The 20676-nt window shown below is 60.0% G+C and carries 17 protein-coding genes, 1 tRNA gene and 1 pseudogene; 9 read left to right on the top strand and 10 right to left on the bottom strand.

All coding sequences use genetic code 11. From position 1 onward, the window contains the following. The first annotated feature begins 67 nt into the window (after window positions 1–67). Both FHP91_RS21650 and FHP91_RS16555 read left to right on the top strand, forming a co-directional pair. Complete coding sequence (locus FHP91_RS21650) at window positions 68–790, top strand: outer membrane lipoprotein (protein ID WP_186301591.1); 723 nt, start codon at window positions 68–70, stop codon at window positions 788–790. A 52-nt stretch (window positions 791–842) separates the two neighbouring features. Further along, entirely contained in the window at window positions 843–1403 is a 561-nt protein-coding gene (locus FHP91_RS16555) for a hypothetical protein (RefSeq protein ID WP_144310615.1), read from the top strand. 39 nt (window positions 1404–1442) lie between these two features. Here FHP91_RS16555 and gltX read toward each other — a convergent pair whose 3' ends face one another. Further along, complete coding sequence (gltX, locus tag FHP91_RS16550) at window positions 1443–2840, bottom strand: glutamate--tRNA ligase (protein ID WP_144310614.1); 1398 nt, start codon at window positions 2838–2840, stop codon at window positions 1443–1445. A 111-nt stretch (window positions 2841–2951) separates the two neighbouring features. Here gltX and FHP91_RS16545 point away from each other — a divergent pair. Further along, a tRNA-Val gene (locus FHP91_RS16545) sits at window positions 2952–3026 on the top strand. Window positions 3027–3086: 60 nt separating this feature from the next. Here FHP91_RS16545 and FHP91_RS16540 read toward each other — a convergent pair. Further along, complete coding sequence (locus FHP91_RS16540; protein WP_144310613.1) at window positions 3087–3854, bottom strand: ion transporter; 768 nt, start codon at window positions 3852–3854, stop codon at window positions 3087–3089. Between the two features lie 215 nt (window positions 3855–4069). Between FHP91_RS16540 and FHP91_RS21500 the strand changes: the two are divergent. After that, window positions 4070–4266 (top strand): annotated as a pseudogene (locus FHP91_RS21500) (integrase core domain-containing protein); the annotation flags it as partial. Between the two features lie 57 nt (window positions 4267–4323). Here FHP91_RS21500 and tssH read toward each other — a convergent pair. The 8 genes from tssH to FHP91_RS16500 all read right to left on the bottom strand — a co-directional run bounded on the left by tssH (window position 4324) and on the right by FHP91_RS16500 (window position 13717). Next, entirely contained in the window at window positions 4324–6999 is a 2676-nt protein-coding gene (tssH, locus tag FHP91_RS16535; protein ID WP_144310612.1) for a type VI secretion system ATPase TssH, read from the bottom strand. Window positions 7000–7025: 26 nt separating this feature from the next. Next, window positions 7026–8087: a type VI secretion system baseplate subunit TssG gene (gene tssG, locus FHP91_RS16530; protein ID WP_144310611.1), complete on the bottom strand. Its 1062-nt coding sequence runs from the start codon at window positions 8085–8087 to the stop codon at window positions 7026–7028. Further along, the gene (gene tssF, locus FHP91_RS16525) at window positions 8051–9889 is read right to left on the bottom strand and encodes a type VI secretion system baseplate subunit TssF (protein WP_144310610.1); all 1839 of its coding nucleotides are present in this window, start codon (window positions 9887–9889) and stop codon (window positions 8051–8053) included. The genes tssG and tssF overlap by 37 nt, the downstream gene beginning before the upstream one ends. Next, entirely contained in the window at window positions 9890–10369 is a 480-nt protein-coding gene (tssE, locus tag FHP91_RS16520) for a type VI secretion system baseplate subunit TssE (protein WP_144310609.1), read from the bottom strand. Window positions 10370–10429: 60 nt separating this feature from the next. After that, complete coding sequence (locus FHP91_RS16515; protein ID WP_144310608.1) at window positions 10430–10966, bottom strand: Hcp family type VI secretion system effector; 537 nt, start codon at window positions 10964–10966, stop codon at window positions 10430–10432. A 34-nt stretch (window positions 10967–11000) separates the two neighbouring features. Then, window positions 11001–12485, bottom strand: coding sequence for a type VI secretion system contractile sheath large subunit (gene tssC, locus FHP91_RS16510; protein ID WP_144310607.1), 1485 nt, complete (start codon window positions 12483–12485; stop codon window positions 11001–11003). Further along, window positions 12482–12994, bottom strand: a complete 513-nt coding sequence (gene tssB, locus FHP91_RS16505) for a type VI secretion system contractile sheath small subunit (protein ID WP_144310606.1) — start codon at window positions 12992–12994, stop codon at window positions 12482–12484. Before tssB ends, tssC begins: the two co-directional genes overlap by 4 nt. Before the next feature lie 84 nt (window positions 12995–13078). Further along, entirely contained in the window at window positions 13079–13717 is a 639-nt protein-coding gene (locus FHP91_RS16500; RefSeq protein WP_246116342.1) for a tetratricopeptide repeat protein, read from the bottom strand. 181 nt (window positions 13718–13898) lie between these two features. On the opposite strand from FHP91_RS16500, the gene tssJ reads away from it, so the two are divergent. From tssJ to FHP91_RS16475, 5 genes are read left to right on the top strand one after another with little or no spacing between them, the layout of a single operon-like run. Next, window positions 13899–14510 carry a type VI secretion system lipoprotein TssJ gene (gene tssJ / locus FHP91_RS16495; protein ID WP_144310605.1) on the top strand — a complete coding sequence of 204 codons (612 nt, stop codon included), beginning with the start codon at window positions 13899–13901 and terminating at the stop codon, window positions 14508–14510. Between the two features lie 13 nt (window positions 14511–14523). Continuing rightward, complete coding sequence (gene tssK / locus FHP91_RS16490) at window positions 14524–15867, top strand: type VI secretion system baseplate subunit TssK (protein WP_144310604.1); 1344 nt, start codon at window positions 14524–14526, stop codon at window positions 15865–15867. Continuing rightward, window positions 15864–16634 carry a type IVB secretion system protein IcmH/DotU gene (gene icmH / locus FHP91_RS16485; protein ID WP_144310603.1) on the top strand — a complete coding sequence of 257 codons (771 nt, stop codon included), beginning with the start codon at window positions 15864–15866 and terminating at the stop codon, window positions 16632–16634. The genes tssK and icmH overlap by 4 nt, the downstream gene beginning before the upstream one ends. Before the next feature lie 29 nt (window positions 16635–16663). Further along, entirely contained in the window at window positions 16664–19543 is a 2880-nt protein-coding gene (locus FHP91_RS16480) for a type VI secretion system Vgr family protein (protein ID WP_144310602.1), read from the top strand. After that, complete coding sequence (locus FHP91_RS16475; RefSeq protein ID WP_144310601.1) at window positions 19543–20673, top strand: hypothetical protein; 1131 nt, start codon at window positions 19543–19545, stop codon at window positions 20671–20673. Before FHP91_RS16480 ends, FHP91_RS16475 begins: the two co-directional genes overlap by 1 nt. Window positions 20674–20676 lie beyond the last annotated feature (3 nt).

Genomic DNA, 20676 nt, shown 5'->3' with positions numbered 1-20676 from the left:
CCGCGGTCCTCGTCACGACGCGCTGTCACGTTAAATGCGCATGACTTTCAATGACGGGACCGCGAACATGCGCAAAACACTTCACCCCATGCAATGGTTGATGGCCGCGGCCATCACCGCTTTTTGCGTGACCGGCACCGCCGCCTTCATGGGCTGGCTGCCTGGCTCCGAGGCGGCACTCAAGCCGGAACTGCTGACCACCGAAAAACCGGTGCCGCCGGTCGCCGTGCTGACACCTGCTGATGTCTCGCCCATGCCCAAAGCCGACCCGACACCGGTAAATGAAGCGATCGCCGAGCCCACTAAAGTGATCGAACCCGCCGCCAAGCCGGCGCCTGCCCCGGTCGTCGTCAAGCCCAAACCCGTGCCAGCACCAGTGGTCGCGCAAATGCCGCGTCCGGCGCCGCAACCATCCCCCGTCGTACAGCCGGTCGAACGCTACTGCCCCGACTGCGGTGTCGTCACCCGGGTTGAAACCCTCGACCGCCGCGGCAAAGGCAGCGGTATCGGTGCCATTGCCGGTGGCGTGGTCGGCGGTTTGCTCGGCAACCAGGTCGGCAAAGGCAGCGGCAAGGATCTGGCGACCATCGCCGGTGCAGTGATCGGCGGCGTCGCCGGCCACAACGTCGAGCGTAATGTCACGCCCACCACCCGCTATCGCATCACGGTGGAAATGAACGACGGTAGCGTGCGCACCATCGATCAGGATGAGCCGCCCTCCTGGATGGCGGGGGATCGGGTTCGAGTCGAGGGCGGTCGTCTATCCGAATCCGGCCGGGCCAACTTCTAAACGCAGCAACGGGCCGAAGACGCGCACGCAAAATTCCGCCACAATCGACGGCATGCGCCAAAGCATCGACCTCCCCTTCGGCCACGTTCGCATCCTCGACTCGATCGCCGAGTTGTGCCCCGATGATCGTGGCCAGATCATCGTCTGCGGCTCGCACGGCGGCCTCAGCGCCGCCGACTACGTGCAGGGCAACCCACCGCGCATGGTGTTCTTCAACGATGCTGGTGTCGGCAAACACAACGCCGGCATCGCCGCCTTGGCGGTGATCGAGCGCGTCGGCGTCATCGCCGCCACCGTTGGCCACACCACGGCCTGCATTGGCGAGGGCATGGACACCTGGCGCAACGGCCGACTGTCGCACCTCAACACGCTCGCCCAGCGCGCCGGCTTTCAGTCTGGCGACACCGTCCCCGACGCCATCGAGCGCAGCCAGACCCTACCCATCTATCGCCTGTGCCGGCTCGACGACAACGGCAAGCGCTTCGTGATGCTGCGCCACCTCAGCTACCCGCAAGCCGACAGCGAACGCATTCGCCTCGAAGCGCTAGGCCACAAACAAAGCTATTGGATCGAAGCCGAGACCGACCTCAGTCAAGCCCAGCAGGAGCAATAAAAAACCCCGCCTCAGCGGGGTTTCTGTCGCAACACGCCATCAAAGATAGCGTCGCAAACGCGCCATCACGGTCTCCCGCCCCATGGCCTCGACCACCGCGTCAATCGCCGGCGTCTGCGGCTGCCCCACCAGCAACACCCGCAAGGGAATCGCCACCTGAGGCATCTTGAGCCCGTGGGCTTTCATGGTCGTCTTGATCGCCGCGCTGATTGCCTCGCGCTGCCAGTCACACGCATCGAACTCGCCGGCCAGATCAGCCAAGGCTGCGCGCGCGGCATCATTGAGGTGCTGATTCAGCAATTCTTCCGATGGCCGCACATCAACATAAAAAGCCTCGACCGCATCGGCCAACTCGTTCAGCGTCGACACCCGCTCCTTGTACAAGGCCACCAGCGTATCAAGCGCCGGGCCATTTTCGGGATTGACCTGACGCCGCGCCAAGCGACTGGCGGTGTCGGCTGCCAGCACGTTGTCGTCGGTGGCCTTGATGTAATGCGCGTTCAGCCAGTTGAGCTTCTCGGTATTGAACTGCGCCGCCGACGGCGTGATGTGGTCCAGATCGAACCAATTGATCATTTGATCGCGCGAGAACACCTCGTCGTTACCGTGGCTCCAGCCCAGGCGGGCCAGATAGTTGATGACTGCCTCGGTGAGATAACCATCTTCGTGATACTGCATCACGCTGACCGCGCCATGGCGCTTCGACAGCTTCTGGCCATCGTCGCCCAGGATCATCGACAGATGCGCATAGGCCGGCACTTCCGCGCCCAGCGCGCGCAGAATATTGATCTGCCGCGGCGTGTTGTTCACATGGTCATCACCACGAATGACATGGGTGATCTTCATGTCCCAGTCATCCACCACCACGCAGAAGTTATAGGTCGGCGTGCCGTCCGGCCGCGCGATAATCAGGTCATCCATCTCGGCGTTGGCGATCTCGATGCGCCCCTTGACGAGGTCATCCCACGCCACCGCGCCTTCGGTCGGATTGCAGAAGCGAATCACAGGATCAACACCCGCCGGCGGCATAGGCAAGGTCTTGTCAGGCGCCGGACGCCAACGACCGTCGTAGCGCGGCTTCTCGCCGCGGGCGCGCTGCGCCTCGCGCATCTCATCCAATTCCGCCGGGCTCGCATAACACGGATAAGCCAAGCCCTTGGCCAGCAGTTCGGCCACCACTTCGCGATAGCGATCCATACGCTGCATCTGGTAGAACGGGCCTTCGTCCCAATCCAGCGCCAGCCACTTCATGCCATCGAGAATCGCCTGGACCGCCTCGGGCGTCGAGCGCTCGACGTCGGTATCCTCGATCCGCAGCACGAACTCACCACCGTGATGCCGGGCAAACGCCCATGAAAACAAGGCAGTGCGCGCACCACCAATGTGAAGAAAGCCGGTCGGGCTCGGGGCAAAACGGGTGCGAACAGGGGTGGCCATGGGCTGATCTAAGCAATGAAAATCGAGCGCGTATTCTACGTCAATTCAGAAAGATCGCAGGCGACTTGACGTCTGCCCAAACGCCGCCTAAAATGCGCGCTCTTCTCGAGTGGGCGGTTAGCTCAGCGGTAGAGCACTGCCTTCACACGGCAGGGGTCACTGGTTCGATCCCAGTACCGCCCACCACTCGCAAGACAGCCCGCCAATGCGGGCTTTTTTGTTTTTTGGGCATCTAGCCCATCGATATCAATCGTCACTGCTAACCATTGGGCGGGCAGACGGGTTCTGCATTCCCTGCCCCGTAGCGCGTTCAATTTCCTCCCGCGCCAACGTCAGCGCCGATGCGACCAACCCCACCGGTACGGCGATGACCCCCAGACCAACCACCAGAATCGCAAAAGTGAACAGCTTGCCGCCCGCGGTAACCGGATACACATCGCCGTAGCCGACCGTCGTCAAGGTACACAGCGCCCACCACAAACCATCAAACACCGAGCGAAACGCCTCCGGCTGAGCGACATGCTCAAACTGATACACGCCCACGCCCGCCAGATACAACAGAATCAAAGCCATGGCGCCAAACAGGATCAACTCCTCGCGCGCAATCACCAGGGCGCGATAGAAGCGCAACATCGCCACGTTGTAGCGCGCCAGCTTGAGAATGCGAAACAGACGCAACAGCCTGAGCGATCGCAGCGACTCGCTCCCGACCCCAAGCGACAGGTAGAACGGCGCTATCGCGAGCATGTCGATCAAACCGTAGAAGCTGAACACATAGCGCCGCCACGGGCGCGTCAGCCAGACACGCGCAACATACTCGACCGTGAACACCACCGTCGCAAACACTTCAAAGCCATGCAACGCTTGCAACTGAAGCGGTGACAGATCAGGCAGCGTTTCCAGCGCAAACGCCAGGAGACTCAATATGATCAGCCCCTGAAGAACCCATTCGATTCGGCCAAAGTTGGCACTGGCATCTGATGCGAGAGATGCCGATAAATAATTATTTGTCATTAACGCCGATCATACCGGCTTGGCGAGATCCGATCTACTGTCGGGATTCCGATGGCTTGCCGCCACGAACGGCTAAACCTGGCGCGGCGCTAGCGCTTGCAACACGAACCCTGCTGTTCGCAACCGATAGATGCACAGGGCGAGGCGGACCGACGCACTTGTCGAGAAAGCACTCAAGCACATGAGCCACAGACCGGCTCGCGTGACCTGGCTCCGGAAACCCACAGCAGAACGCCAGCATCGAACGATCAACCGCAGCGTGCGCCAAGACTGGCTCAGTCATTCTCTGTTCGAATCCATCCCACCAGTCCAGGCGCCTGCAACGCGATGAATCTGGACCTGCAATCACAAACGTCCCAGCACGGCCCTTGGCGGCATCACCCCGAAGCAAAAGCTGGCCCTTGCAGCATGACCACGGCATCTGAGGACCGGTAAGAACCGGAGGGTTGCCCTCCGAAGTGAAGCCGCCCTATTTGATGGCGTAGCGGAAGTCGCCGCTCTTGGTCGCGCTGACCTTGATGCGGGCGATTGCCGCGCCGTCGGCCATGCGGGTGAGCACGGCTTCGGCCATCTCGGGGAGCAAACTCCCGTTGAGAATGTGATCGACGTTTCGCGCGCCAGAGTCGACCTCGGTGCACCGCGCCAGAACGGTATCCACCAACTTCGCGTCCCAGCCGAACACCGCTTTGTGGTTGGCGCTGACGCGATCACGAATCCGCTCGAGCTTGAGCTGAATGATGCTGAGCAAGACATCATCGGAAATCGGGTAGTAGGGAATGACCTTCATGCGCCCCAAAAAGGCCGGCTTGAACGCGGTATACAGCGCCGGGCGCAAGGCCTCCGCCAACGCATCGGCACTTGGCAGTTCGGCCGCCGTCTTGTTGAGGCAGGCCTGCATGATCTGACTGGACCCGACGTTGCTGGTGAGAATGATGAGGGTGTTGCGGAAGTCGATCTCCCGCCCCTCGGCATCGTCGAGAACGCCCTTGTCGAACACCTGAAAGAAGAGCTCGAGGACGTCGGGATGGGCTTTTTCGATTTCGTCGAGCAACACGACGCTGTAGGGGTTGCGTCGCACGGCTTCGGTCAGCACACCGCCTTCGCCGTAGCCGACGTAGCCCGGTGGCGAGCCCTTGAGGCCGGAGACCGAATGCGCCTCCTGGTATTCGCTCATGTTGATGGTGACCAACTTGCGCTCGCCGCCGTAGAGCACATCGGCCAGCGCAAGCGCGGTTTCGGTTTTACCCACCCCCGAGGGACCGACGAACAGAAACACGCCTTTCGGTTTGTTGGGATCATCCAGATTCGCCCGCGCGGTGCGGACCCGCTGCGCAATTGCTTCAAGCGCATGGTCTTGCCCAATCACCCGCGCGTTGAGCAGCAATTTGAGATTCAGGACCGTATTGATCTCATTCTTGAGCATCTTGCCCAGGGGAATCCCCGTCCAGGCGGATACGATTTCGGCCACTACCACGCCATCGACTTGAAGCGGCACCATCGGGCTGTCGCCTTGCAGGGTGCGCAAGCGGGTCGTCAGCGACGCAAGCTCCGCACATGCCACGTCGTCCTCTTCACCCTCAACGAGTGCATCAGACTGGCCACGACGCTCAAGCTGCTGATGCAACGCCAGCAAGCGCGACACGATCTCGCCCTCCTCCTCGCATCGGGCGCGCAGTTCGGTCAGCGCGGCTTCGATTTGCGCCATCGAAGTCACGAGTTCGGCGATTCGAGACTGGTGGCCGGTGTGGGTGGCGGCCTCGCGTTCCAACGCCGTGAGTTCAGCACGCTCGCGCTGCAATCGCTTCTCCGCGTCATCAATCAGCGCCGGCGTGGCGCTCTGGCCCAGCGCGACTTTGGCGCAAGCGGTATCGAGCACGCTCACCGCCTTGTCTGGCAACTGCCGCGCGCTGATGTATCGGTGCGACAGACGGACCGCCTCGGTCACCGCGTCGTCGAGCACACGCACCCCGAAGTGCGACTCCATCAAGGGCACCATGGCGCGCAACATGGCGGCAGCCAGCGGTTCGGTGGGTTCGTCAACCTTCACCACCTGAAAGCGCCGGGCAAGCGCCGCGTCCTTTTCGAAATATTTTTTGTACTCCGCCCAGGTCGTGGCGGCAATGGTGCGCAATTCGCCACGTGCCAGCGCCGGCTTGAGCAGATTGGCCGCGTCGTTCTGGCCGCTCTGACCGCCCGCGCCGATCATGGTGTGCGCCTCGTCGATGAACAGGATGACCGGCGTCGGACTCTGCTTGACCTCGTCGATCACATTCTTGAGACGGTTCTCGAATTCGCCTTTGACGCTGGCGCCCGCATGAAGCAAGCCGAGATCGAGCACATGCAGGCTCACGTTTTTGAGTGGCGGCGGGACGTCGCCGAGCGCAATGCGCAGCGCCATGCCCTCGACCACAGCGGTTTTGCCGACCCCGGCCTCGCCGGTAAGAATGGGATTGTTTTGGCGCCGACGCATGAGGATGTCAATCAACTGACGGATCTCTGCGTCCCGCCCAATCACCGGGTCGATCTTCCCGTCAGCCGCGCGCCGGGTCAGATTGGTGGTGAATTGATCCAGTGCGGGGGTCTTGCTGACGACAGCGGTCTCGGGTGTCGAATCGGCCTCCGTCGCTGCGCCCTCATCCGCGCCGGCATCGGCGCTGGCGGCCTCTTTTGCCTCTGCCGAGCCGGCCGTCAGGGCATCGAAATCGTGTTTGAGCTGCTCAAGCTTGATCCGCTTGAAAAGCGTCGAGGCGCGCGCGGCGAGTTGGGCAAGGTCAGAGTCGGTCAGCAAAGCGAGCAACAGATGGCCCGAACGGATGCGCGGCAACCGGGCATCCAGCGAGGCGATCAGCCAAGCCTGCTCGAGCAGCTTCGGCACATGCGCCGAGAACACCGGCGTGCGGCTGTTGCCGGTTTTGAAACGACTGATTTCGCTCGTCAGATCGCGTTCGAGCCCGCTCGGGCTGACACCACAGCGCGTCGCAATCACCGCAAAATCGCAATCGGCTTGCTCCAGCAAACTGAGGAATAGATGCTCAAGGTCGACCTCATAGTGGCCGCGCGACATGCAGATGCTGGCGGCGCGTTCAGCGGCTTTTCGACAGGGAGAATTGAGCTTGGTGATCAGGGTCTTGAGAGAGGTACTCATGGCTTACCGGTGGGGAGTCGTAAGGTTCAATGGGTGGCGTGCAATTCAAATACGGTGTCGCTGCGATCTTCCGTGGCCGCACGCGTGAGCATGAAGCTGTCGAATCCGAGTCGGGCACCCGGGGCGCCGCCGAGACAGACGGGCTGGACATCCGCCGCGCGCAACACGGGGCGGATCTCGTATTCAAACTGCGTGCCTGTTGCCAGCGTCAGGAGTTTGTCGAGCACTGCCGCCAACTCACCGTCGGGCAGAAACTGCCGGTAGCGCGCATGCGCCAGGGGGCCAATATGCACACGCACACGCAGGTTGCGCTGCCAGACGCGCTCGCCGACCAGGCAGGATTTTCCCAGGGCAGCGTTCTTGCCGCCCAGCACAGAACGCTGTGCATGCGGCAACGCGTACCACTTGCCAACAAACTGCTCAATACGGATCGGGACGCGAAAGTAATCCGACAACATCGATTGCAGCGCCGCCGCCGAGAGCGGACGTTGCCGCAACAGGCCGGCAAAATGGGCAACCGATTCGTCATCAATCGATCCGGGCGTGTCGTGCAGGCGATCGCGCAGTGCATCAAAACCGAGCCCCGTCAGGCTGAGGATCAGTGGCAGAAAACGATTTTTTCGATCGGTTTCATACTGGATCGGTAAGCGGTACTTCTTCCAGGCGCGGTAGAAGTGCCCCACCGCACGATTGGACAGTAGATCGAAAAACGCATGCGCGCCCTCGTCTCGCTGCGCCCGGTCCAGACTTGCAAGTCGCTCGGAGTAATGGATCGGCAAACCACCATGCAGGCCAAGCAAACCGATAAAGCGCGGTGTCAGCTCGATACGGGGTGGCGCGGCGCTTGCATCTTCGTCGGGAGCCGAGACCGGCATCTCCAAGTGTTCAATGTCGCTGGGCGCAAACCCCAGCGACAAGGAATTCCGAAAGCGGATTTGCTCCGAGACAGGGTCGGCCGGCCGCCGCCCTTCCGAGGACGACATCCAGTGTTCGAGCATTCGAACAGCCTGGAAAAACTCGAAGTGCTGCGGCGCCGTGCCGAGCTGCTCGATCAGAGCAGGATCGATTCGCCGGTGCGCGGCGCACATCGGATCAGCTCCTCTTCGGTTCGTCCGGACACCAGAATCAATTGGACAAAGCTGTTGAGATGAACGTACAGCCCGAGAAAACGATCGACGCATCGGGCAAACACATCGAGACCGCTACCAACAAAACTGGATTCGTCCAGCGTGAGCCGCACTTCCAGCCCACGAACAAAGCTAGCAAAAGGCTTGCCCGGCAACCAGACCGTGGCGTCGCGCTGCTCGATGGCCTGAATGCCGTCGATTTGCTGACGCGAGCTGGCCGTACGCTGAATATCGTAGAGCGCCAACATCTCCTTGAAAGCGCTCAAACCACTATTGGTCAAAGACAGGTGGTTGAGCGCCAGATGCGACACCAGCCGCCACTGACCGTCGTGGCGATGATCAAATCGGCACGGTTGGGTGGGTTTTCTGAGAAGGCGCACGGAACGCGCCGCCGCACCGCCCTCCTGAAAAAGATCGCCCGTCGGCATGCCAACGCTCATCAGCGTTGGGAGATCGCGATTGGAACATGTCAAGGCGAGACTCAGAACATCGGTCTTCGGCGAGACCGGGTCGAAATCAGCATCGACCAACGACAACTCGGTTTCAAATCCGGGGCTCTGTTCGGCCACCAGCGCATTGCGCTGGGCATACCAGTAGTTGCCTTCTTGCTCAGGTGTTTCGCCATGGCGCAGAGAAAAGAATGGCCGATACTCCTGAATCGACTCTCCTTGTGCGCTCTGGCGGACACGCCGCACCGAGTCGATCGAGTACACCTCGTAGGCGAAAGCACGACGGCTGTCCGCCACGACCGGGTAGGTCGAGCTTCGATGCGTTATCCGGATGGGATCACCGCGCTGCGAGAACAGATTGACCACAGGTACACAGCCCAATCGTAGGTTTTGGGCCGTCAGCGTTTGCAGCAAACGCGATGCGTCACCGTCGGCGCGCAGGTTTGACAACACGAAATGCAGCGTCAAGTGCCGAGTTTGTTTGGATGCCGCGGGAAGGGCCGGCAGCATCAGATCAAAGAAGTTGTACTTCTCCGGGAAGGCAAAGTACTCGGTCAAATGCCGATAGGCGGCGTGGCCCGCCGCCGGCATGTCGATCAGCGCCTCGGCATCACCGAAACCGACCTCACGCAGCACGTCCTCACCCGCCAGGCGCCAATGACCGTCGTCCGCCTCGGCGTAGGTCGTCGCCAGCTTGAGAAAGAGTGCATCGCGCAAAGCCGCCGCCACCGAAGGCTCGGCATCAATATAGAACCTGAGATGATCCACCTTCGCGGCAGCCCAGCGCCCTTCTGCTGCCGGAATCTCCAGACTCAAGGACAGAGTCGCACTGCTGCCGACCGGCAGTCGCACGCTACCCGGTGCGCGTGCCACGGGCTCAAAGGACAACTGGCTCACACTCACCGGCAGCAGGTCGACATTCCAGGCAGTTCTGAACCGGCATACCGCGCCCTTGATCGGCCGGGAGATCAGTTCTGTACCGCGATCAATCGCGACCGGTGACGACAGCTGAAGTTCAGCGCCGGTGGCATCGAAAAACGCAATCGAGCAACTGGGAAATGGCCTGAGATAGTGCGGATATAGAACGTTGAGCAGCGCCTCGGTAAAGCTCGGGTAGCTGTCTTCGAGCTTTTTGGTCACCCGCGCCGTCAACAGCGCCAAGGACTCGATAATCCGCTCAACATGCGGATCGTCGCAGCCTTCGCCTGACAACAACAACTGCCCGGCAATTTTCGGGTAGCGCTCGGCGAACTCGCGCGAATGTCCGCGAAGAAAGGCCAGTTCACGCTCGTAGTAGGGTAAAAGCGCTTCCATTTAGGCGTTCCCGATCCGGGACCGTTGGCGCCCGATCGAATACTGAAGCGTGGTGGGTTGCAGCATGGCGTCGAAACTCACAGGCTCTTGTGCTGGCCTTACCACCAACACCGCGCGGATGGAGAAGTACAGAGCGTTGATTGACCGGCGATCCAGTTCCAGGCCGACCTCGATCTCGCGCAGTCGCGGTTCATGGCGAGCGATGGTCCGTTCGATGGAAGCGCAAATGCGCCGGCGATCGTTAACGCTCGACAGGCTCAATCCCGAAAAATCGTTCAGCCCGAAGCTGGCCACTGAACTCAATGCACGCGGGAAATCCGACGCCAGCGATTCATCGATGACGGTGCGTGTATTGAGCAAAGCTTCAAGATCACGGGCAACGGCGTCTTTGACTTCATCCATGCTCAGGCGCCGGCGCAATGCTTGCATGGGCGACTCATCAAAGAGCTTGTCGAAAATTGACGGTTCAAATCCTTTCATTCAATGCCTCGAAAGAATGGCGGAGTTGTGCTCCGCCATTCTTTTGCCTCACACCGTCGATCAAGTCAGATTCGGGGTGTTCTTTGCCAGATTCCAAGCGCCCTGAATGTTCACTTTTCCAGACTTGGTGCCATCGATATTCAGCTCGTCATAGGTCCACTTGACCGCCGAATACTTCAAGGAAAACGTCTCTTGAGGAATCGCCTCGTCGCTCACCGACGGCGAAACGGACGCGATGATCGCGTTCTTCAGTTCGATCTTGAGGTACTGATGACGGTTCTGGGTGCCCGACGGATTGCCCGTGGTGTTCTTGCCGCCAAACGCGCGATAGAAATAGATCACCACGTCATTGATCACCAGACCGGATGAGCACGCCTGGTAGAGCTTCGGGCTGGAACCGTCGATATCTTTGGTGAAGATCATTTCGCCGTGCTCGACGCGCTCTGCGGTGTGACCTCCAGAGCCCGATGCTGTCGCCGATTTCGGCTGGCGAATGGTATGGCTCCACGCAGACACTTCGACCGTGTCCTTGTGTTTGGCATCGCGGGAGTCACCCTTGATGTCACTCCCTTTAAACTCGACGTAAATATCCTTCATGCTTGATCCCCCTTGGGGTTATGACAGAGAAAAATCAACCCTTGCTCGACTGCGGCAACTCAGCCACCAGTCGCAAGGACACCGACAACTCATCAAGTTGAAAATGGGGTCGAATAAACGACACAGCGCGATATACACCCGGGCGCCCGGCCACTTCGCTGACTTCAATCGAGGCCTCGCGAAGCGGAAATTGCGCCTTGGTCTCCTGAGAAGCGGAGTCATCGGCGGTGACGTACTGATCGATCCAGCGCTGGATGTAGGACTCAACATTGGCAGATGAGGCAAAACTGCCGATCTTGTCGCGCATCATCGCCTTCATGTAGTGCGCGATTCGTGAGACGGCAAAGATGTATTGCAGTTGCGCCGACAAGGAGGCGTTGGCGTTGGCGGAGTCGGTGTCGTATTTTTTTGCCTTTTGCGCCGACTGCGCACCAAAGAAGGCGGCAAAGTCGGTGTTCTTGCAATGCACCAGCGGGATGAATCCCAGGTCACTCAGCTCCTTTTCCCGGCGATCGGTAATAGCGATCTCCGTCGGGCACTTGAGTGCAATCTCGCCCTCATCCGTGCGGAAGGTGTGCGTGGGCAGGTCTTCCACCAAGCCTCCGCCCTCCACCCCGCGAATGGCGGCGCACCAGCCATAATTCTCGAATGCATTGGTCAGTCGCGCACCAAACGCAAACGCAGCGTTGCACCACAGGTATTTGCTGTGATCAGCCCCGTCGACCTCTTCAACGAAATTGAAGCCCTCGGTCGTGATGCCATCGATCGGGTTGTACGGCAGGCGCCCAAGAAAGCGCGGCATGGCCAATCCGACATAGCGCGAATCTTCGGCATCCCGAAACGATTTCCATTTCGCATACTCGACGGTATCGAACACTTTCGACAGATCACGCGGCTTCCCCAGATCAGTGAAGGAGTCCAGCCCGAATAATTCAGGTGACGCTGCCGTAACGAAGGGCGCATGGGCCGCCGCCGCCACATGCGACATCTGCTCGATGAAGTACATATCCTCGGGCTGACGTGTCACATCGAACTGGCCAATCAGCGCGCCAAATGGCGCACCGCCGAAGGTGCCAAACTCTTCTTCGTAAACCTTCTTGAACAACGCACTCTGATCAAAATCGATCGCTGTCTTGAAGTCCCTGACCAGCTCTTGCCTGGTCGCACTCATCAGCTTGATTTTCTGTTGCTCGCCGGTTGATGTCTGCTTGCACAGATAATGCAACCCGGTCCAGGCACCTTCGAGCGCTTGAAACGCGGGGGCGTGCATCACCTCACTCAACTGCTCCGAGATCAGTCGATCGAGTTCCGCCACGCGCACGTCTAGCGATGCGGCGAGGTTCTCCGAGACGACCACTTCGCCTTCGAGCACCTGGCTGGCAAACTCGCTGATGATGTCCCTCGCCCGCGCCCGCTCGTTGTCGGAACGTGCCACGCGACTATCTTCAATGATCCGGTCAAGCAGGCTTGCATCGGGCGCTTCCGTCACTGTGGCCTGGGTCGCCATCTGGGTACTCATTCGCCCCCCTCCTGATCACCGTTGTGTCCGAGTTGCTGAAGCTGCTCGGTACTTTTGAGCACATCCACAAGAAGATCTTCCAGCTTCTCATTGCCAGCCAACTTGTTGCGTAAATCGGCGATTTTTGAACGCGCTTCTAGCAAACGACGCAAAGGCGCCACTTGGCGCACCACGGACTCGGGACGAAAGTCCTCAAAGCGATTGAATGTCAGGTCGACAGCAAGTTCGCCGCCCTCAGGCGTGAGGCGGTTTTTGACGCGAAACGCCGCACGAGGCGCCAAACCCGCCATGACATCGTCGAAATTGTCGAGATCGACATTGACGAATTTTCTGTCGCGCAATTTACCCTGTGGCTGCTCGGACTGCCCGGCATAGTCACCCAGCACGCCTACGACAAAAGGCAACTCCTTTTGCTCAATTGCGTCGCCACGCTCAACGTCATAGGTCAGTTGCACGCGCGGAGGCCGCACCTTCTGCAATCGTTTTTGAACACTCTCTTTTTTTGCCACAGTACGTCTCCAATCAGATGTTCAACACGGATTCGCCGTCGCCCCGCACAAATCATTGGTGCGCAGCCGGCATCGATTCAATAGCTACTTGAGTACGCTAAAAGGATCACCATCCACAGGCAGCGGCGCCGGGGACCGTGTTACGGGTGAAGGCGCGACAGCAACAGGAGCGCGGCGCACCTTCCTGCGCGGCTTGGCACGCACTTCGAGCGCCTCCTCGCGACGCTTGGCTTCGGCAGACACCGGCGGCACCAAGACATCCTCACCAAGTGTTTCGCGCAACACCTTCGCCAGACTGAGCGCATCGGCCCGGGCGGAACCTTTCAGATTCGTGTCATCACGAAGCTCGGCCAGCGACTGTGTAGCAACCCGCAAACCGCTGACCGCACGCAAGCCTTTGGCTGTCATATCCGTACTGTCGCGGTGCAAAGCCTCATCTGCAGCAACGATGGCATTGCCATAGTTTTCGGCTTCAAAGTGAATTCGGGCCATACGCACCCAGGGTTCCTTCTGAGCAGGATTGTCTTCCGCCATCTTGGCAAGCAATCCAACCGCCTCGTCCAGTTTGGCTTCATCGACGAGCACGTCGACTTTCACACCAGACACGGCCATCGCCGATGAAAACGCCTCTTGCGACAAGGGCAAGGGCTTCGTCGCGCAAGCCTGGACGCCGAAAAGTACAACTGGCGCCAAAAACAACCAAACGGAACGCGTCAAACTCATGGCTATCCTCATTCACAGCGCACAACGACGCTGACAATATGACAAATGTTTGCTTTGGAAAGTGCGAGATAGTACAGTCTCGCCTCGACAAAAACAACGCGTTTTGCATACGACGAACGCATGCTAGCATGGCGCCGTAAAAAGTGACTATGTCATACAGAGCAGATCGACGAATGGACCAATGACGCTTCAGAAAAGGCTTCTCGCATTGCTTGTCGCGACAGTGGCGACAAATACCGGGTGCGCCACAACAGGCGCCGTGCAAGCGGTAGGCACTGCCGTCAACATCGCGATGCAGCTTTCCGGCATCAAGACGGATGCCGGCAACAAGGAGCAAAAGGCCGTTGAGGTGCCAATGCGAATCTCCGCCGGAAACGAACTCAACACCACCCCCTCAGGGCAGTCCTTGTCGCTGGTCGTGCGGGTCTATCAACTACGAAATGGCCGCGCATTCAACGAACTCCCTTACCCCGCAGCAAGCGGCGACGATGCGGGAAAAGCAGTGCTGGGCGAGGATCTGGTCGCGGTAGAGGACGTCGTGCTCATACCGGGAAAAAACTATGACCTCACCCAAAAGCTGACTGCCGACAGCACAACCATCGGCGTCGTCGGCCTTTTCCGATCGCCGGCCCAGCGCCGCTGGAAACTCACGTTCGACGCGGTCGCGTCACAAGAAACAGGTATCACGGTCGGCGCACATGCCTGCGCACTGACGGCAGGCCGCGGGGTGGTGTCGGGCGCCCAATCGGCCGATCAATCAAGAACACTGTCGGGCGTGAGCTGCGACGGGTAGCCAAGGGATAGTGATGCAGAGTGCAAAGATACTGTGGGGCGAAGGGCTTTTTCTTCGGCCACAACACTTCCAGCAACAGGATGCGTATGCCGAGGCGTTGAGCCGTCATGCACTCATGACCGCCCAGCCCTTCGCGTGGGGCGTCAAAGACCTTGCACTGGATATCGAAGCGCTCAAAACCGGCACGCTGCGCTTCAATCGCATTGATGTCGTGATGTCCGACGGGACATCATTTACGGCCCCGGACATTGACCAGCTTCCGCCACCCGTTGCCTTGGACGCGCTCGTCTCCGACCAGGGCGGCATCACATTCCACCTGGCGATTCATCAGCTCAAGAATCACGGAGGAAACTGCGTCGAGGGCTGTCGCGACGACAGCCATGCGCGATTTCTTATCGAACCCAAAGACACGGCCGACCTCTTTACTGACGCAGCCGATGCGCAAATCACCTACCTCAGCAAGCTGGCCTATCTTAAAGCCGCCAGCGAGCCACGAGACCAATACGCGACGCTTCCGCTACTTCGCATACGGCGGACCAGCAGTGACGGGTTCGAACGCGATCCTGCATTTTTGCCCCCGGCCACCAGTCTGCGCAGTGCCCCGCTGCTCTACCTCATGCTCCGCCGTCAAATCGACGCGCTTCGCGCAAAAGTCGATGCGCTCTATGGTTTTCATCGCGAACCCTCGCAGAACATTATTGAATTCCGCTCCGGCGACATTGCATCGTTCTGGCTGCTTCATACCGCCAGCAGCGCTTGTGCGGCGCTGACACATCTGTTCCGCAACCCAGACATCCACCCGGAACGACTGTTTCAGGAACTGCTTCGTTTGGCCGGCGGATTGATGACCTTCTCGAAGCATCATGCGCTCGACGATCTGCCCGCTTACGAACATGGCGCCCCCGGCGCGTGCTTCACTCAACTCGACAAAATCCTGCGCGACCTGCTCGATACGGTCATTTCGACTCGATACTTTTCCATTGCACTTACTCAACCCAAAGCCGCCTTCCACGCTGGGCGTCTCGATTCGGAAAAAATCGCCAGCGACACCACGTTCTATCTCTCTGTCAGCGCGGCTCACCCTCAGTCAGAGCTTATCGAATCGGTCCCCTTGCGTCTGAAAGTGGGCGCCCCGGACGATGTCGAAAAACTCGTGCTGTCGGCCATGTCCGGCGTGCGGATCAGCCACGCGGCGCAAGTCCCGGCAGCAATCCCGGTTCGACCCGGTGCAAGCTATTTTGCGCTCGACACCAAGGGCGCGCTGTACGAACGCATGCTCAATGCGCAGTCCATCATGATCTACGCCCCGGAAAGCTACCAAGACCTCAAACTCGAACTCATCGCCGTCACCCCATGAATTCACCCCCCACCCTTTTCGGCGACGCCACTCCCGCGCCACGACCGCCAGCCATCGAATCCAGCGCCCGAACACTGGTCGATCTGCTTTACGACGGGTTCTACATGCTGATTTTGCTGCGAAACCAGACGGCACCGAGCGACGCGGACCGCTTCACTACACACGTTCAGAAGTTTCTCGCCAACTTTGAACGAACGGCCAAAAAACATCACTTCAGCGCCGAAGACATCTTTGACGCCAAGTACGCCTTTTGCGCCACCGTCGATGAAACGATTCTCTCCTCCCGATCCGCCATTCGCGACACTTGGGAGCGGCGTCCGCTGCAACTGGCCCTGTTCGGCGATCAACTCGCCGGCGAGCATTTTTTCGACAAGCTCGAAGCGGCGAGAAACGGCGGCGCCAGCCGACTCAACGCGCTCGACGTATTTCACATGTGCTTGCTCCTCGGCTTCAAGGGCAAGTACCTGCTCGAAGGGCCCGAAAAGCTCAAGTACCTCACCGCCCAGGTCGGTGAGCAAATCGCCCACCTCAAAGGCAAAGCTGCAAGTTTTGCACCACGCGCCATGGCGCCCGACAAAATCACCCACGCCCTCAAGCGTGAAGTACCCGTCTGGGTCATCGGCTCGGTACTCTCCCTGCTTGGCCTGCTCGCCTACCTGGCACTCAACAGCTACGCCCAACGAACCACGCATGACACGATAGCCCCCTTCCAGGACATCGTTCAGCTCGCCCCGCGCGCACCCACCTTAACGATCACTCTGCCCTGAATTCAACGTCTGCAAGGGCTGCGCCAATCATGACCCTATTCCCGTTTGCCGCGCTGATCTCACAGCAAAACCGGCTGATAGAAATATCAACGGCTCTCCCCGACGCCGCATTGCTCGTCGAACGTTTCATCGGCCACGAGTCGGTATCACAGCCTTTCCTGTTCGAAATCGACTGCCTCTCGGCGCACGCACACTTCGACCTGAACGCGCTGATCGGCGAAGAAATCACGCTTCGCCTGCAATTGGCGGACGGCGCGCATCGGTGTTGGCACGGCTACGTCACCCAGGCGCTTCAACTCGGTTCGGACGGCGGGTTTGCACGGTATCGACTCAACGTAGCGCCTTGGCTCGCACTGCTCAAGCATCGACGCAACTGCTACTTGTTTCAAGATGTCGATATTCGTACGGCGCTCGACAGAATCCTGTCCAACTACCCCCAGGCCGATTGGCGCATCGATGTCTCGCAAACCTTGCGCACTCACAGCCGGCTCACCCAATACCGGGAAACCGACCTGGCATTCATCCAGCGGGTGCTCTCGGCCGAAGGACTGTCCTACCGATTTGAACACGACCAAAGCGCCGCCGCGGGCGACAACGCCACACACGCACGCCACAAACTCGTCGTCTTCGATCGCAACGCCGAACGCCCCATCTGCATCCAACCGACCATTCGTTTCCATCGTGCCGACGCAACGGAAATCACCGACAGCGTCCAACGAATTCACGAAACTCGACAGATACTCACCAACAAAGTCAGTCTCAGCGGGTGGGACTACAAACAACTCACGGCCCCAGGCGGCGAAGCCAGCAGCACGCAGAACAACAACGAAGTCCCCCCGCTGGAAATCTACGACGGCAGCGCCGCCTATCCTTTCGAAAGCCGTCAGGCCGCAACGCAACGATCCGACGCCCTTCTAGCCGCACACGAATCACGGTTCCAGCGCCTCGAAGGCACAGGCAGCGCACGCGCAATGGCCGTCGCCAGCACCTTTACGCTCACTGGCCACGATCAATACCCGTCAGGTCGCAACACCTTTACCGCACTTGCCATTTCCCACCAGGCTGCCAACAACCTCGGCGCAAATATGGCGCGCCTGCTCAAGTCACCAGACATTGAAGCGGGCAGCTACCGCAACCAGTTTGACGCCCAAGCCTACGCACAGCCAATCGTCCCACTCCCCTGCCCGAAGCCCTATGTCGCACCACAAAGTGCGCAGGTCGTCGGGCACGATGACGCCCCATTGAGCACGGATCGAGACCATCGCATCAAGGTTCAGTTTCACTGGCAACGCGGCGATACGCCGAATCCCGGCGGACTGTCAGCCCCCACTCAAGGAATCACCTCTAGCGCCAGCGCAGCGCCCTCGGCCGGCAGCGAGAAAAGCGAGCGTCGGGCCGGCTCAAATGCACCAGGAGACGAAACCTCAGGCTCCTGGATCCGCGTTGCCGAATGGCTGGCCGGAGCCAATTGGGGTAGTCACTTCCTGCCGCGCATTGGGACCGAAGTCCTGGTCGAGTTCATCGGCGGGGACATCGACCGCCCAGTCATTGTCGGGCAGACCTTTACTGGCGAAGAGCTTCCGCCTTTCAGCGCCGGCCACGACTCCGGCGCCAACCACCCCGGCGTGATCAGCGGCTGGATGAGCCACAATCATGACGCCGGCTTCAACCAATGGCTCGCCGACGACGCGCCCGGCCAACTGCACACCCGCCTGGCCACCAGCCGCGCCGACAGCCAGCTCGGCCTTGGTCACCTCATCCATCACCACCCGCTCACCGCCACGCGCGGCCCCTGGCGCGGCAGCGGCTTCGAGCTGCGCACCGACGGCTGGCTCGCCGTGCGTGCCGGCGAAGGCATGCTGCTCTCGAGCACGGCTCGCAGCAACGCCACAAGCTCACAGCTCGATGTCAGCGAAGCCGTCGCCCAACTACGGGCGGCCGAGTGCACCGCCAAAACACTGTCCGACGCGGCCGCCGGCCAGGGCGCACACCCCCTGGCCGCGAACACCCAGCAAACCCGCTTCATCGACGGCATCGACCCGGCCAAAGACGGCAAGTTCACCAGCAGCGTCGGCGGGCAAACCGCGCAAAAGGCGCAGCCCGCCAGTCGCACCCTCGGCGAGCCCACCGAGCGCTTCGCCGAGCCGGTCATCGTCGCCGAAGCGCCCGACGACATCGGCCTCACCTCACCGGCCAGCACCGTGTTCTTTGCCGCCGAGCACCTGCACGCCACCGTTCAGCACGACTGGCACAGCGCCGCCGCCCACACTCTCAGCACCACGGTCGGAGAAGCCGCCAGCTGGTTCAGCCACGCCGACGGCATCAAGACCGTCGCCGCCGCCGGCCGACACACCATCCAGGCCCACACCGACGCCATGGCCGTTCACGCCGACAAGGCCGTCACTGTCACCAGTACCAGCGATGAAATCCGCATCCTCGCCAAGGACCAGATCCAGATCAAGGCCGGGCAAAGCGCGGTGACCCTCTCAGGCGGCGACATCACCTTCGCCTGCCCCGGCACCTTCTCGGTCAAGGGCGGGGGGAATGCGTTTCAGGGGCCGGGGCGGGGGAGCGCCAGTCTTTACGGATTGCCAATGGGGACGGTGGTCGAGGTTCCTCACTGGATCGAAGTCGAGCGCAAGTACTACGACGGTTCCGCCGTTCAGGGGGCTCCAGTAGAAATCACGTTCGCCGGCGGAACGATTCGCACAGCACGCTTGAACGAGGCGGGCTTTGCCCGCGTTGAAGGAACACCAGGGGGTCTGGCGGAGATCGAAATTGGTGAAGATGCGAGGTCATGGACACTGGACGACAGCGCCCAACCCCAGGCCAATCCAGCGTACGGAAAACGACTGAGCGAAGAACAAGCCGTCGCACTTTTTGAGCTGTACACAAGGGAGATCGTCTGATGGACGAGGCGCTCGACTGGTTCTGGGGCGTCCTGCAAGGCGACTTCAACGAAGAGCCCAGCCTGTCGCAAACCATCGTGTCAGGCATCATCACCGCCATTCCGATCATCGACCAGATTGCTGATGTGCGGGACGTAATCGCCAATCTGCACCAACTGTCGAAAGACTCGAAAGACACTTGGAAGTGGGTCGCGCTGGCGATCACGCTGATCGGCCTGATCCCTATACTTGGGAGCGTCCTGAAAGGCGTTTTCAAAATCCTGATCCAGTTCGTCCGCAAAGGCGGCAAACATGCTGACGAAGCGCTGGAGATGATTCTTGCCGTGGTGCGCGGGGCCGGCAAGGGCGACCCGGTCAAGTGGCTCAAATCCCTCCCGATGGACGACTACGCCCGGCAGGCATTGAAGAACTTCAACGAGATTGTCAACAAGCTCAAACTGGGCATCTCGGATGTGCGTCACATGTGGCTGGCGAAAGCCGTATTTGGCAACAAGCTCAAGCGCCTGGAACTCGTTGAACAGCAAATCGACAAACTCAAAGCCTTGGGCCAGAGCAAGATCCCCGAAGCGATGCGCTTCCTCAAGAAGGAACTGGATGAACTGCTCGCTCGCGCCAAACCGGCAAGATTGGACGGCACAGCCGATGCAACGAATACCCTGGCGCACAGCGCCAAGCCATTGATGCGCCTTGACTATGAAGTCGCTGTTCGCCGTCGCATTGGCGCAAAAGTGGAAAGCATGAAGGCTGCGGGCCGGAGTTCCGAGGATATAGCCCGATTTGCCCACGCAGAACGGCGAGCCATTGGCAAAGAAGCGAAAGATGCAACGGACGCTGACTTGGCGGAAGTTATCTACAGAAGAAACCAGAAAACATATGGCGACCCTCTTGGGCCAAAATATGAAGACTTGCGCCGCGGCACACGAATTGACGAGCACGGCGATGAGATTAAAGTCGGGCGCGGCAAACCCAAAACCAACGAAGAAATCATCGAAGGTGCCCAACGCACCGGGGGTGACGATTTTCCCTGGGACCGTATTCTCGAGTACAACAGCGCCAAGCAGTCCGGTGATGCTGATCGAGCCAAAGCGTTACTCGCGGAGATCGACAGGATCGTAAATGGAGGGAAATAAGCG

Origin of the sequence: Denitromonas halophila (genome assembly GCF_007625155.1) — a bacterium.
GTDB classification, from domain to species: Bacteria; Pseudomonadota; Gammaproteobacteria; order Burkholderiales; family Rhodocyclaceae; genus Nitrogeniibacter; species Nitrogeniibacter halophilus.
This window is presented reverse-complemented; position numbering and strand designations above follow the sequence as displayed.

Coding starts and splice junctions, on each gene's coding strand:
- tssE (WP_144310609.1), bottom strand. CDS start 10,369: ATGAAAGGATTTGAACCGTCAATTTTCGACAAGCTCTTTGATGAGTCG.
- icmH (WP_144310603.1), top strand. CDS start 15,864: ATGAATTCACCCCCCACCCTTTTCGGCGACGCCACTCCCGCGCCACGA.
- FHP91_RS21650 (WP_186301591.1), top strand. CDS start 68: ATGCGCAAAACACTTCACCCCATGCAATGGTTGATGGCCGCGGCCATC.
- tssF (WP_144310610.1), bottom strand. CDS start 9,889: ATGGAAGCGCTTTTACCCTACTACGAGCGTGAACTGGCCTTTCTTCGC.
- FHP91_RS16540 (WP_144310613.1), bottom strand. CDS start 3,854: ATGACAAATAATTATTTATCGGCATCTCTCGCATCAGATGCCAGTGCC.
- FHP91_RS16500 (WP_246116342.1), bottom strand. CDS start 13,717: ATGAGTTTGACGCGTTCCGTTTGGTTGTTTTTGGCGCCAGTTGTACTT.
- FHP91_RS16555 (WP_144310615.1), top strand. CDS start 843: ATGCGCCAAAGCATCGACCTCCCCTTCGGCCACGTTCGCATCCTCGAC.
- FHP91_RS16480 (WP_144310602.1), top strand. CDS start 16,664: ATGACCCTATTCCCGTTTGCCGCGCTGATCTCACAGCAAAACCGGCTG.
- gltX (WP_144310614.1), bottom strand. CDS start 2,840: ATGGCCACCCCTGTTCGCACCCGTTTTGCCCCGAGCCCGACCGGCTTT.
- tssC (WP_144310607.1), bottom strand. CDS start 12,485: ATGAGTACCCAGATGGCGACCCAGGCCACAGTGACGGAAGCGCCCGAT.
- tssG (WP_144310611.1), bottom strand. CDS start 8,087: ATGTGCGCCGCGCACCGGCGAATCGATCCTGCTCTGATCGAGCAGCTC.
- FHP91_RS16475 (WP_144310601.1), top strand. CDS start 19,543: ATGGACGAGGCGCTCGACTGGTTCTGGGGCGTCCTGCAAGGCGACTTC.
- tssH (WP_144310612.1), bottom strand. CDS start 6,999: ATGAGTACCTCTCTCAAGACCCTGATCACCAAGCTCAATTCTCCCTGT.
- tssK (WP_144310604.1), top strand. CDS start 14,524: ATGCAGAGTGCAAAGATACTGTGGGGCGAAGGGCTTTTTCTTCGGCCA.
- tssJ (WP_144310605.1), top strand. CDS start 13,899: ATGACGCTTCAGAAAAGGCTTCTCGCATTGCTTGTCGCGACAGTGGCG.
- FHP91_RS16515 (WP_144310608.1), bottom strand. CDS start 10,966: ATGAAGGATATTTACGTCGAGTTTAAAGGGAGTGACATCAAGGGTGAC.